Source organism: uncultured Olsenella sp., assembly GCF_959602185.1.
Taxonomy (GTDB): domain Bacteria; phylum Actinomycetota; class Coriobacteriia; order Coriobacteriales; family Atopobiaceae; genus Olsenella_I; species Olsenella_I phocaeensis.
This window is the reverse complement of record NZ_CAUGRZ010000006.1, coordinates 109090-121848: the sequence shown is the minus strand read 5'-3', so window position 1 is coordinate 121848 and position 12759 is coordinate 109090. Positions and strand designations below refer to the sequence as shown.

Genomic DNA, 12759 nt, shown 5'->3' with positions numbered 1-12759 from the left:
CCGCGGGCGCCGTCTCTTGCGCCAGCCAAAATGAAAACGAGAGGAACGCAGATGAGCGAGAAGGCCATCGGCCGCGACTGGGCGGCCAGGCAAAACGAGGAGTTTTGCTCCTCCCGCGCCAACCGCATCGCGCGCAACGCCGTCACCGCCACCGACGTCATGCAGGCCGCGCGCGACACCAGCGTGATGCGCGGCTACCATGACACCTACGGCGTGCGCGTGCCCAAGACGGCCGACATCACCAACCAGAGGCAGAGCGGCCGCTGCTGGATGTTCACCGCATACAACGTGGCGCGCCACGCGACCATGGACTTCCTGGACGTGGACAGCTTCGAGTTCAGCCAGGCCTACGGGATGTTCTATGACAAGCTCGAGAAGGCCAACGCCATGCTCGAGAACGTCATCGCCACGGCCGGCCTCCCCGCGGACTCCCGCGAGGTCCAGCTCGTCCTCGAGGACGGCATGGGCGACGGCGGCTACTACCACTTCGCCATGAACCTCATCGCCAAGTGGGGCGTCGTCCCCAAGGACGCCATGCCCGAGACCGCCTGCTCCAAGAGCTCCGCGCAGATGGACGCCCAGCTGGAGCGCCTGCTGCACCGCGACGCCGGCATCCTGCGCCGCGCGCACGCCGAGGGCAAGGGCGAGGACGAGCTCCGCGCCCTCAAGGAGGACATGCTCTCGGGCGTGTACCGCATGCTGGCGATCTGCCTCGGCGAGCCGCCCGCGCGCTTCGACTTCGTCTGCACCGTGGGCAAGAGGCACAAGGCGGACGCGAGCAAGGTCAAGGCCATTGAGCCCCAGAAGGACGAGGAGCCCAAGGACGCGGGCGAGAAGGACGGTCCCAAGGAGCAGAAGCTCGTCCTGCGCGACCCGGACATCACCCCGCTCGAGTTCGCTGAGCGCTACCTGCCCTTCGACCCGCACGACTACGTCTCGCTCGTCTCGATGCCGGGCAAGACCCGACCCTACGGCCATGCGTACCACCTCACGCTCACCGACTCGGTCGTAGGCGGCGACCCCCACCACGTGCTCAACGTCGAGCCCGAGCTCCTGGACCAGGTAGCCGTCAACAGCCTCAAGGCGGGCGTGCCCGTTTCGATGGCCTGCGACGTCATGCAGGAGTTCCCGCGCCACGTGGACGACTTCAAGTACGTGCTCTCCACCGACGGCATGGACCTCGAGGGGCTCTTCGACGTCGAGCTGGGCATGGGCCGCGACGAGATGATCGACATGTGCGAGACCGGCCTCACCCACGCCATGACCTTCCAGGGCGTCGAGCTGGACGAGGACGGCAAGCCCAAGGCCTGGCGCATCGAGAACAGCTGGGGCAAGGAGCAGGGCAAGGACGGCTACCTCATCATGACCGCCGACTGGTTCCACACCTATGGCGGCGAGGTCGACGTCAGGCGCGAGTTCGTGCCTGACGAGCTGCTCAAGATGTGGGACGAGACCCCCGTCGAGGACGTCGCCCCCTGGAGCGGCATCACCTCCGGCTTCGCCCGCAGGCTCCACTAGGCCAAGGCGAGCGCCACAACTTCCCGCTGGGACAGGTACTGTGAAGTGACACTGGTCGGGCCCCGGACGCAGCTCGTGCTGAGCGCGTCCGGGGCCTGGTCTCGTCGGACGCTGGCCCATGGTCGCGCCGCTCAGGCAAGTCGCCCCTCTCCCCTAGCGCTTGGCGGAAAGAATCTCTATGCGCTGACCGTCGGGATCACAGATGAAGTAGAGGCCCATCTTGGGGTTCTCCTTCTGGATGCAGCCCATCTGGCGATGCAGCTCGTGCGCCGCCTCGAAGTCATCGACCTCGAAGGCGATATGCGTGTCCATGCCACCATTCTCGTACGGCTCGGTGCGCCCGCGGTTCCAGGTGAGCTCGATCTCGAAGCCGGTGTTGTCGTCCACGAGATAGGTGTTGGACCATGACCCGTCCTCGGGTCCCTTCTCGCGCGACACGCGCAGCCCCAGAGCCCTCTCGTAGAAGGCGATGGACGCCTCCTTGTCCAGCACGTGGGTGCAACGATGGATGAACCTTGCGTTCATGGGACTTCCCTTCGGTTGCTTGTCGCCCGCGACGCCGCGGCGGCGCGAGACCGTCCCTGCCATCCTACCCGCACGACGCGAGGGCGTTTCCTCAGAGCGCGCCGAAGTGGGGCTCCCCCACCAGGCAGAGCTCCTCCCCGTTGGCAAGCTCGCGCATGGCGGCGCAGAACGCCTCTTCCGCACCGGAGGGGAAGACGGCGTTGATCTGGACGTCCTCGGCGAAGATGGTGTCCCTCGCCTTGCCGCCGCAGTCCGTGAGGAGGCGCTCCACGCGACCGTAGGCGGAGTACGGGACGCTGCAGGTGAGCCTGGTCACGAGCTGCATGCTCACGAGTTTGCCCTCTCCTCGGGCGACGTCCACCGCCGCCTGTGCCGCAGCGGAGTAGGCGCGCACGAGCCCGCCTGGCCCCAGGAGCGTGCCGCCAAAGTAGCGCGTCACCACGCAGCAGACGTCGGCAAGTCCCGACGAGCGAAGCACCTCGAGGACGGGCATGCCGGAGGTGCGCTGCGGCTCCCCGTCGTCCGAACAGCGCTCGCGCCCGTCCGAGAGCACCCAGGCAGGGACGTTGTGGCGAGCGTCATGGTGCCTGGCGCGCACCTCGTCCACGAAGCGCATGGCGTCCGCCTCGCCGTCCACGTGCCTCAGCTGGGCGATGAAGCGGCTGCGACGGTCCTCGACCTCCGCCTGGGCCTCGAAGCCGTCCGCAAGCGTGAGGAATCCCGTCTGTCCAGGAAGCATGGTCCGTCCCTCTCCAAAGGTCCTTGTGAGAAGAGATGCGAAGTGGGCCTGTGAGCCGGGTTCTGTCGTGGACAATCATTTATCTACGACCGCCGTCACCGACGGCCTCTAGCGCGCAACCCGAGCGCGGTGCGGGCCACACCATGGCGCTCCTATTTGCGTTTGCTCCGGAAGGGGCTTGCCAAGCCGCCGTGTTGCCACGACGCTGGTGGTCTCTTACACCACCGTTTCAGCTTTTCTCTCACCCGCCGAGGCGGGCAGCGGGAGTCTTCTTTTCTGCGGCGCTTTCCGTCGGGTCACCCCGCCAGGCCGTTAGCCTGCTTCCTGCCCTGTGGAGCCCGGACTTTCCTCATGGGCGTCTCCGCCCCCGCGATTGTCTGGCCCACTCCGCGCCGTCGATTGTAGCACGCCTGCCCCGACATGAGGGGAGGCCGCCGCGGATGCGACGACCTCCCCATGCAAGGCACGCCTCGTTCTGGATCGTCCGGACTAGTCCAGGTCGCTGAAGTCGGTGTCGGCGGCGACGGGAGCGAAGGTGGTAGCCTCGGCGCTGGCGGCCGGCGCGGGCGCCACGTAGGAGTCGCTACGGGCGGCAGAGCCGTTGGGGGTGCCCAGGGCCTGGTTGGGGAAGACGCTGTCGGCGTCGTCCATGAAGTGCTGGAGCATCTTCTTGTACTCGCTGCGGAAGTCCTCGCGAGACTGCTTCAGGCGGTCGATCTCGTCCAGCTCGTTCTGCTTCTCGGCCAAGGCCTGGCGGATGACCTCGCGGGCCTTCTGGTCGGCCTCGTTGCGGATGTTGTCCGCGTTGGCGCGGGCGTCCGCGACCAGCTTGTCGGCACTCTGCTGGGCGACGATGAGCACCTGCGAGATCTGCCTCTCGGACGCGCTGTAGTCGCTGGCGGGAGCTGTTGCGGTGACGACGACGGGCTCGGGGGCCGCGGCGCTCGTGCTCTGCTCCTTGAGCTGGGCGACCTGCGCCTGCGCGGCGGCGAGCTGCTGCTCGGAGTTGTTCAGGCGACCCTTGAGGTCCGCGATCTTCTGGAGCATGGCGTCGACCTCGCCCGAGAGCTGGTCGAGGAAGGCGTCGACCTCCTCGGTGTTGTAGCCGTGCTTCTTGGCCTCGGAAAAGGTCATCTGCTCGATGTCAGCCGGAGTGATAGCCATCTTGTTCCCCTTCGAACGTTCTTTGCTACGTCATCGCGCGGGCTACCGCTTCTGTTGATTGTACCCCGCGCGTCGCTTGCCTTGCCGCTCCCCACCTCAGATGATGCGCTGCGCCAGCTGGAGGACCACCAGCGCAAGGATGGGAGAGAAGTCCACCCCGCCCACGGGGGGCAGGAACCTCCTGAACAGTCCCAGGTAGGGCTCGACGATGGTAGCGAGCGCCTGGTAGAAGTCCTCCACGAGCGGGATCTGGGTCATGCGCAGCCACGAGAGCACGACCTCCACCACGATCAGCGTCTGGTAGGCGTAGAGGAGCCTCCCTACGAGGAGGTGAATCATGCCGCACCCCCCGCCAGCTCGGCGTTGCGCTCGAGCGCCGCCTCGACGGCCTCCGAGGTCGCCCAGAAAGTCTGGGTCTCCATGGCCCTGAGGCCGGCCGCGGTGGTGCCGCCGGGAGAGGTGACGCGCTCCATGTAGGCCCTGGGGTGCTCGCCGGAGTCCAGGAGCTGGCAGGCCGTCCCGCGCATGGTGGAGAGCACCATCCTGCGGCAGGCGCCGGCGGCCAGCCCCCTCTCGACGCCCGCGCGGACGAGCTGGTCGACGATCAGGGCGAAGTAGGCCGGACCGCAGCCGGAGACCGCGCCCGCCACGTCGAGCTGGTCCTCTCGCATGAGCTCGCAGACGCCCAGGGCGGCGAAGGCGTCACGCACCAGCCCGACGTCCTCCCGCGTGCAGCCGTCGCCCGCGCAGAGCGCCGTCGCCCCCGAGAGCGCCTGCACCGGCAGGTTGGGCATGGCGCGCAGCACGCGCGAGCCGGGGAGCGCCGTCTCGAGGGCATCGAGCGCGACCCCCGCCGCGATGGAGACCACCGCATGACCCGCGAGCAGGGGCTCGAGCTCCTTGAGCACTGCAGGGAGCACCTGGGGCTTCACGGCCAGGACGGCCAGGTCGAAGCCGAGCGAGAGGAGCTCCGCCGCGTCCTGGCGGCAGACGGCGCCCAGCGCGGCGAGCGGCTCCAACTTGGAGGCGGAGTGGTCGCAGGCGAGGACCTGGGGGGCGGGGACCGCGCCGGACTCGACGAGCCCGCGCGCGATGGCGCCGCCCATGGCGCCCGCACCGACGACCGCTATGCGTGCGTCACGGAGTGCCATGCGCTACCTGGCCAAGGTGCCGTCGGCGACGAGCTTGTCGATGTCGGACTCGCTCAGCTCGATGCCCTGGGGCATGACCACGAAGACGCGGTCGCCCAGCTCGTCCACCTGGCCGCCGATGCCGCAGGCGAGGCCGAAGCAGAAGTCGAGGATGCGCTTGGCGGTCTCGATGTTGGTGTTCTTGAAGACCAGCACCACGGGCTGGCTGGTGCGGACGCGACGGACGACCATCTGGACGTCGTCGTACGAGACGGGCTTCAGCACGTAGGGGGGAAGCTGTCCCGAGCTGGGGCGGGGAATCGCCTTGAGGCCGATGTCCACGGGAGAGTGGCCGTTGGTGGTGTTGCCCAGGACAGACTCGCGGCTGGCGTAGCCGCCCTGCTGCTGGGGCATGGAGGCAGTGGCGCCGTCGTCGTAGCCGTAGTCGCGCGCAGGCGCCGCGGGGCGGGCGTACTCGTTGGGAGCGTAGCCGGGGCGATAGCCGCTGCCATAGGCGGAGGAGGAGCTGCCGGCGTTGTCGCCCACGGGACGCCCGGAGCGAGTGTAGACCGACACGCTCTCGGCCTCGGGGCGGCGGGTGTTGCCCAGGACGCCGGAGGTGTCGGCCTCGGGGCGGCGGGGCTCGGCGACGTCCTCGTCGTCGTAGTACTCGTCGTCGTAGTAGTCGCTGTCCTGTGGGCGAAGCTTGTCCCTGAGGTTGTCGAGGAAGCCCATGTCCTTACCGCCTTCCTGGCTGGGACCCCTGGTCCCGCCTATGTCCGCGTGTCTCGTCTGTGGTCTGTTTCAGCTCGTGGCCAAGGCCGGCTCGTGGCTGGGGTCGAAAACGGTTCTACCAAGCCTAACCAGGGTGGAACCCTCCTCCACCGCGATCTGGAAATCATCACTCATTCCGCAAGAAAGGACGGCGAGCTCGCGGCCCGAGCGCAAGCGCAGGTCGTCGCGGAGCTCACGGAGCCCGGAGAAGGCCCTCCGGGCCGCGTCCGCGTCGTTCGCGGGGGCCATGGTCATGAGCCCCTCGAGCGAGATGCCGGGGAGGGCGAGGAGGTCGTCGAGGGAGGCGCGCGCGTCGTCGGGGGAAAGCCCGGACTTGGACTCCTCCCCCGAGACGTTCACCTCCACGAGCGCCCGCGTGACGATCCCACGTGCCTCCGAGCGCCGGGACACCGCCTCGGCGAGGTGCGGGGACGAGATGGAGTGCACGAGTTCCACCCTGCCTATGACCTGGTTGATCTTGTTGGTCTGGAGGTTGCCTATCATGTCGAAGCGCACGCCTGCCATCTGGGGCAGGGCCGCGACGCCCTGGAGCTTGCGCCCAAGCTCCTGCGGGCGGTTCTCCCCGAAGGCGCGATACCCCGCCTCCCAGGCGAGCGCCACCTCCTCGACGCCCACGGTCTTGGAGACGGCGAGCAGGGTGACCTCGCCGGCGTCCCTGCCCGCGCGGGCGGCCGCCTCCGCGATCAGGCGGATGATCCTCTCCCTCCTGGATTCGAGGAAGCCGAGATAGCTCCTGCGCCCCTCCTCGTCCACGTTTCCCCCTTCCGCCCGCCTGCCGCGGGCCTCGACTGTCTCCTCGCGCGCCGACCCGAGGGGACGACGCGAAGCGTCCCCGCGCCCTTGCTAGACGCCCAAGACCGCCAAGGCGCCGTGCCTCCCGCAACGGCCACCTTCCGCCCGGTACGAGTAGAAGCGGTCGGTCGAGCGGGGCGTGGACACGCCGCAGTCGAGGACCATGTCCTCCCCCATCCCACGCTCGACCAGGGTCTGCACCACGGCGCGCGCCAGGTCGAGGCGATTGCCGGGGAGCGCGACCGCAGGGCCGAACTCGCCCGAAAAGCGTGCCAGCAGCTCGGGTGAGACCTCGTAGTCCTCGCCCGCGATGTGGGGCCCCACGTAGGCCCGCACCTCGGAGGCGTCGCGCCCGCTGGCGGCGAGCAGCGAGTCCAGGGCCCGCCCCGCCACGCGGGCGACGGTCCCGCGCCAGCCCGAGTGGACCACCGCGAAGCCGCCCTCGCAGGCGAGCACCACGGGGACGCAGTCCGCGAAGCAGAGGAGGACGGGGACCCCCGGGGCGACGCACACGACGGCGTCCGCCCCCTCTTGGGCCTGCGCCTGGGCGCGGGCCACGGAGGCCTCGTCGGGCGAGAGGACCTCCACCACGCGGTCGCCGTGCACCTGCCAGGGGTTGACGAGGCGCGCCTCGAGACCTCCGGCGCCCAGGGCCGCGAGGGCGAGCGAGCGGTTGCGGGCGACGGCCGCGGGGTCGTCCCCGCAGCGGTCGCCCAGGTTGAGACCCTGGAACTCCCCCGTGGAGCAGCCGCCCGCCCGCTCGCTGAAAGCGAAGGTGACCCCGCCCGGACGACTGAGGTCGCCGAGAAGGGTCACGCCCTGCGAGACGTACCTGTCAAGCCGGGGCAGCCGCATCGCTAGAGGCGGCTGTGCTTCAGGAACTCGGGAATGTCGAACTCCTTGTCGTTGGAGCTGGCGGCGGAGCCGGACTGGCGCTGCGCGGGAGCTGGCGCGGGGGTCGCCTTGCGGCCGGAGCGGCTGCTGCCGCGGCCGCGGTCCACGGTCAGCGTGGGGATGGACTGCTGGACGTTGTTGTCGTTGAAGCCGGTGGCGATGACGGTCACGCGCACCTGGTCGCCCAGGGACTCGTCCACGACGGTGCCGAAGATGATGTTGGCCTCGGGGTCGACGTTCTTGGCGACCACGTCGGCGGCGTCGTTGATCTCCTGGATGCCGAGGTCCTTGTTGCCGGCGATGGAGAGCAGGACGCGAGTGGCGCCGTCGATGGAGCTCTCGAGCAGGCGGCTCGAGATGGCCTCCTCGGCCGCGTCGGTGGCGCGGTTGTCGCCGGAGGCGAGGCCCACGCCCATCATGGCGGTGCCGGCGCCGCGCATGATGGTACAGACGTCGGCGAAGTCGAGGTTGATCAGGCCGGGGACGGTGATGAGGTCGGTGATGCCCTGGGTGCCCTGGCACAGGACGTCGTCCGCCATGCGGAAGGCCTCGATGAAGCTGGTCTTCTTCTCGCTGAGGTCGAGCAGGCGGTCGTTGGGGATCACGATGAGGGCGTCGACGCTCTCGGAGAGGGTCTTGATGCCGTCGGCCGCACGGTTGGTGCGGGGACGACCCTCGAAGGTGAAGGGCTTGGTGACGACGCCTACGGTCAGGGCGCCCACGTCGTTCTTGGCGATGTCGGCGACCACGGGCGCGGCCCCGGTGCCGGTGCCGCCGCCCTCGCCGGCCGTGATGAAGACCATGTCGGCCCCGGCGAGCGCCTGCTTGATCTCGTCATGGGAGTCCTCGGCCGCCTCTGCGCCCACCTCGGGGTTGGCGCCGGCGCCCAAGCCGCGGGTGATGTCCTGGCCGATGTGCACCTTGATGTCGGCGTCGGAGATGGCGAGCGCCTGCGCGTCGGTGTTGATGGCCACGAACTCGACGCCGCGGATCCCCTCCTCGATCATGCGGTTCACGGCGTTGGTGCCACCGCCGCCCACGCCGACCACCTTGATGACGGCAAGGTAGTTGCTGGGAATGTCAGTGTCGATCATGGTTCCTCCTCGCTTGGCGACGGTCCGGGGAGCGTCTGCCGTTTCCCGTTCGGGTGCCGCTCCACCGGTGGTGGACTGCAATGCGGTACCGTGCTTCACAAACTGCTGCGAATGGCGCTTCGTCTTCATGCTTCGACTCTCGCTCGGTGGTGCCTGGGCTTGCGACGGTCTGGCCCCGACGAGGTGAGAGAAACCCTAAACCTCAGGTAGAACCCTATGCCTCGTCCGAAGCGCGGTATATTTGCACATTCCCGCGACTGCCGTCAACACTTTTGTTCAAAATGTGAAACCTGCAGCTCAATGCCCATAAAGAGCTGCTTCTCATCCCTGAGGCGCTACTCGAGGGTTAGGGATTGCACTGTCCTGGGAGAAGCGGAAGCCTCGGCCTACTCCCCGACCTGGGAGCCGGACTCCGAGGTGGCGTCGGCGCTCTGGCTGCCGGAGTCCTGGCCGTCGCCGGAACCGTCCGCGGAGGAGCCGTCCTGCCCCGTGCCGTCCGAGGTGCCGTCCGTCACGGCCTGGCCCGTGGCTACGGACTGACCCGACCCGGAGCCCTGCTGCGACGTTGTGGCCTGGCTCCCGCCGCTCGACGACGTGGTCGAGGCGTAGTCGCCGCCCACCGTGCCGCTTCCCGCCTGGACCTTGTCCGAGTCGACCATGCGGTAGCTGGGGCTGCCATAGACGCGCACGTTGATGTAGGTCAGCCTGCCCTCGTACTTCTGCAGGATGGAGTTGATGACCGACTCCTTGCTCTCTATGTCGCGCGGCGACCCGAGCGAGATCTCGACCCCGCTCTTGAGGACGCACGAGATGCTCTCGACGGCATCGGCCTTGTAGCTCACGACCTGGGAGGAGAGGGCGTCCGAGAAGGTCTTGCGGTAGCTCATGACCGCCAGGATGGTGTCGTCCGTGGAGGCCGAGCCCGCCACGGGGCTCACGCTAGCAGGGACGTCGGTGATGAGCAGGGCGCCCATCTCCTGGGCCTTGGCGAGGGCGACCTCGTTGGCGGACTGCCCCTCGGCGACGGAGAGCGGCAGGGGCTCGATCCAGCTCCCGTCCCCTCCCATGCACCAGGCGACGTTGCCCGCGCTCATGACCACGATGCAGTCGACCTTGCGCTCGGTGACCACGAGCCTGAGCGTGCCGGGGAACTCCCTCACGAAGCTCACGTCCTGCACCCAGGGGTTCCTCTTGAGCGCCGACCTGATCCCCGACTCGTCGAAGTTGAGGAGGGTGCTCCCCTGCCGCACGTTGGCGAGCCGCACGATGGTGGCGGAGTCCATGTGCTCCGTGGGGTCCGCCTCGACGGAGCCGATGGTAAATGCGGGCGTGTACGAGAGCACGAGGAAGCCCACGAGCGCGACGAGGAGCAGGGCCGCCACGGCGATGCCGCCCACGATGAGGCGGCGCGCCACGTCATGCGACCCCACGGAGGCCTCCCGGGAGACGGGCGACGCGCCGCCCTCGGCCGCCTGGCGCCTGGGGGACGCGGCGTCTCGCGCGGCACCGTCGCGCCGCAGGGGGGACGACGGGCGGGTGGCGGGGGCGGTGCCGAACCTGCGCGAGGGCCTGGGAGCGGCGGTGATGCGGGAAGGCGAGGGCACGCCGGGCCGACTCGTGCGGCCGGGCCTGGCAGGCGGCTGTTGCCGCTGCGCCCTCGGGGCCGCCGGCGCCTTGGCAGCCGGACGCTGCCCCGCGGCCTGGCGGGGGGTCCCCCTCTTCGTTGGCCTCCTAGCAGCCACGTAGGCCCCTAGCGGCCGAAGCCGAGGCACTTGACCTCGGGCTCGAGCTCTATGCCATGCCTCTGGACCACGCACTCGCGCAGGTGGGCCATGACGCGCGCCACGTCCGTGGCGGTGGCGCCGCCGGCATTCACGATGAAGTTGGCGTGCAGGTCGGAGACGCGCGCCCCGCCCACCGCGTAGCCCTTGAGGCCGCAGGAGTCGATGAGCGCGCCGGCGGAGCGCGTGCCCGGGTTCTTGAACACCGAACCGCAGCTGGGCTGGCCCATGGGCTGCGTGGAGCGCCTGCTGGCAAGGCGGCGCTCCATCTCTGCGGAGACCTCCTCGCGCGTGCTGGGGTCCAGCCTGAGGCTCGCCTCCAGGATGACCTCGCCGGCCGGGAGCGAGCACCAGCGGTAGCCCCACTCGACCTCAGACCCCTCGTAGCGCCGCAGGCCGACGCCCGGCCGCAGGGTCACCACGTCGCTCACGCGGCTGCCGATCCACTCGTGGCGCGAGCCCGCGTCCATGGACACGGCCCCGCCCACGCTGCCGGGGATCCCCACGCAGCACTCGAGCCCTGAGAGCCCCTCCTTGAGGGTCTGGCTCACGAGGCTCGAGAGGGGCGCGCCGGCTCCGGCGGAGACGAGGCCGCCCTCCCCCACGCTCACGCGCGAGAACTCGCGTCCCAGCTTGACGACGCACCCGTCGAAGCCCTCGTCGGAGGCGAGCACGTTGGAGCCGCGGCCCAGCACGACCCACTCGACGCGCTCGCGGTCGAGCACCTCGATCGTGCGCCTGAGCGCGGCGTAGTCGTGGGCGGTCACGAAGAGCGAGGCGGGACCCCCCACGCGCAGGGTCGTGCGACGCGAGAGCCTCTCCCCGCGCAGGACCTCGGCGTCGACCGCCCCCGAGAGGGCCATGTATGCGTTGAAGACGCTCAACTAGGACCTCTGGCCCTCTGCCTCGGCGTCCGCCTCGCGGCGCGCCTCGATGAAGGCCGGCCCTATGGCCGTGATGTCGCCGGCGCCCTGCGTGATGAGCAGGTCGCCAGGACGGCAGGACTCGACCAGGTGCTGGACCAGGTCCTTGCGGTTGGCTATGAAGCTCACGTCGGCCACCGTGCCGGCGGCCGCGACGCCGTTCGAGACGGTCTTGCCCGAGACGCCGGGGATGGGCGTCTCGCCCGCCGGGAAGACCTCGGTCACCACGAGCTTGTCGGCGTCGTCGAAGGCATGGGCGAAGTCCGCCGCGAGCGCCTGCGTGCGGCTGTAGCGGTGGGGCTGGAAGGCGCAGACGATGCGCTTGAAGCCCAGCCCCCTGGCTGCCGCGAGCGTGGCGCGGATCTCGGTCGGGTGGTGGCCGTAGTCGTCCACCACCGTGACGCCGTCGACGTCGCCCACGTGGGTGAAGCGGCGGTGCGCGCCCGCGAAGCCGGAGAGGGCGACGGCGGCCCTCTCCACGTCGCAGCCCAGGACGTCCGCCACGGCGATGGCGGCGGTGGCGTTTGCCATGTTGTGGCGGCCGGGGTTGGCCTTGATGGTGACCTCGACGGAGCCCCCGGAGGGCAGCCGGACCGCAAAGCGGCTCGCGAGGCCCGGCTCCTGCGGCACAGGCACGCAGACGTAGTCGCAGCCCTCGTCGAAGCCGTAGCTCAGGACCCTGCGGCCCGTGGAGCGCGCGAGCTCCACGTAGTGCGGCACGTCACCGTTGATGACCACGGTGCCGGCGTCGCCCACGAGGCCCATGAAGGTGCAGAAGGTGCGCTCGATGTTCTCGAGGGTGCCGTAGTGGTCGAGGTGGTCCGCCTCGATGTTGGTGACCACGACCACGTCCGGGTCGAGGAAGAGGAAGGAGCCGTCGGACTCGTCCGCCTCGCAGACGAAGTAGCCCCCCCTGCCGTCGCGGCCGTTGGTGCCGTACTCCTCGACGATGCCGCCGATGAGGAAGGAGGGGTCCATGCCCAGGTGGTCGAGCATCGTGGCCACCATGCTCGAGGTGGTCGTCTTGCCGTGGGTGCCGGCGACGGCCACGGTGGTGGCGTCGGCGGAGAGCGCCGAGAGCATCTTGGCGCGGGGCCAGACGGGAATGCCCAGCTCGCGCGCGCGGATGACCTCGGGGTTGGTCTCGGGGATGGCCGAGGAGGTCACGACGACCTCGGGGGCGACCTCGTCGATGGTGGACGCCGCATGGCCCACGTGGACCCCGATGCCGGCGTCCTCCAGGTCGCGCACGTAGCGCGACGCCTTGAGGTCGGAGCCGGTGACCTTGCAGCCGCGCTGGTGGAGGACGAGGGCGATCCCGCTCATTCCGGCGCCGCCGATGCCGATGAAGTGCGCGCTCCCGATGCTGGAGGCGGAGGGTGATGAGGACATGAGGCTACCTCT

13 protein-coding genes and 1 other RNA gene are annotated in these 12759 nt (G+C 69.5%); 1 reads left to right on the top strand and 13 read right to left on the bottom strand.

All coding sequences use genetic code 11. The features are described 5' to 3' along the window. The first annotated feature begins 51 nt into the window (after window positions 1-51). Entirely contained in the window at window positions 52-1518 is a 1467-nt protein-coding gene (locus tag Q5923_RS05880) for an aminopeptidase C (protein WP_303132766.1), read from the top strand. A gap of 153 nt (window positions 1519-1671) precedes the next feature. On the opposite strand, the gene Q5923_RS05875 is transcribed toward Q5923_RS05880, so the two are convergent. From Q5923_RS05875 to murC, 13 genes are all read right to left on the bottom strand, one after another. Continuing rightward, entirely contained in the window at window positions 1672-2043 is a 372-nt protein-coding gene (locus Q5923_RS05875) for a VOC family protein (RefSeq protein ID WP_009279414.1), read from the bottom strand. Window positions 2044-2134: 91 nt separating this feature from the next. Next, entirely contained in the window at window positions 2135-2782 is a 648-nt protein-coding gene (locus tag Q5923_RS05870) for a YigZ family protein (protein ID WP_009279415.1), read from the bottom strand. Window positions 2783-2817: 35 nt separating this feature from the next. Beyond that, window positions 2818-3171, bottom strand: an RNA gene (rnpB, locus tag Q5923_RS05865) — RNase P RNA component class A. A 100-nt stretch (window positions 3172-3271) separates the two neighbouring features. Next, entirely contained in the window at window positions 3272-3946 is a 675-nt protein-coding gene (locus tag Q5923_RS05860; RefSeq protein WP_009279416.1) for a DivIVA domain-containing protein, read from the bottom strand. A 96-nt stretch (window positions 3947-4042) separates the two neighbouring features. Continuing rightward, window positions 4043-4285, bottom strand: coding sequence for a YggT family protein (locus Q5923_RS05855; RefSeq protein ID WP_062530171.1), 243 nt, complete (start codon window positions 4283-4285; stop codon window positions 4043-4045). Continuing rightward, the gene (gene proC / locus Q5923_RS05850) at window positions 4282-5097 is read right to left on the bottom strand and encodes a pyrroline-5-carboxylate reductase (protein WP_303132763.1); all 816 of its coding nucleotides are present in this window, start codon (window positions 5095-5097) and stop codon (window positions 4282-4284) included. Before proC ends, Q5923_RS05855 begins: the two co-directional genes overlap by 4 nt. Window positions 5098-5100: 3 nt before the next feature. Next, window positions 5101-5811 (bottom strand): cell division protein SepF, encoded by a 711-nt coding sequence (locus Q5923_RS05845; protein WP_303132761.1) that lies wholly within the window; start codon window positions 5809-5811, stop codon window positions 5101-5103. Window positions 5812-5880: 69 nt separating this feature from the next. Continuing rightward, window positions 5881-6624, bottom strand: a complete 744-nt coding sequence (locus tag Q5923_RS05840; protein WP_009279420.1) for a YggS family pyridoxal phosphate-dependent enzyme — start codon at window positions 6622-6624, stop codon at window positions 5881-5883. A 90-nt stretch (window positions 6625-6714) separates the two neighbouring features. After that, the gene (locus tag Q5923_RS05835; protein ID WP_303132757.1) at window positions 6715-7518 is read right to left on the bottom strand and encodes a polyphenol oxidase family protein; all 804 of its coding nucleotides are present in this window, start codon (window positions 7516-7518) and stop codon (window positions 6715-6717) included. 2 nt (window positions 7519-7520) lie between these two features. Continuing rightward, window positions 7521-8651 (bottom strand): cell division protein FtsZ, encoded by a 1131-nt coding sequence (gene ftsZ, locus Q5923_RS05830; protein WP_062530162.1) that lies wholly within the window; start codon window positions 8649-8651, stop codon window positions 7521-7523. Between the two features lie 386 nt (window positions 8652-9037). Continuing rightward, on the bottom strand, window positions 9038-10081 hold the full coding sequence (locus Q5923_RS05825; RefSeq protein WP_303132755.1) for a cell division protein FtsQ/DivIB: 1044 nt from the start codon (window positions 10079-10081) through the stop codon (window positions 9038-9040). Between the two features lie 320 nt (window positions 10082-10401). Further along, a complete protein-coding gene (gene murB, locus Q5923_RS05820) occupies window positions 10402-11316 on the bottom strand; it encodes a UDP-N-acetylmuramate dehydrogenase (RefSeq protein ID WP_303132754.1) in 915 nt (304 codons plus the stop codon). After that, window positions 11317-12747: a UDP-N-acetylmuramate--L-alanine ligase gene (murC, locus tag Q5923_RS05815; protein WP_072499696.1), complete on the bottom strand. Its 1431-nt coding sequence runs from the start codon at window positions 12745-12747 to the stop codon at window positions 11317-11319. It abuts the gene before it with no gap. Window positions 12748-12759 lie beyond the last annotated feature (12 nt).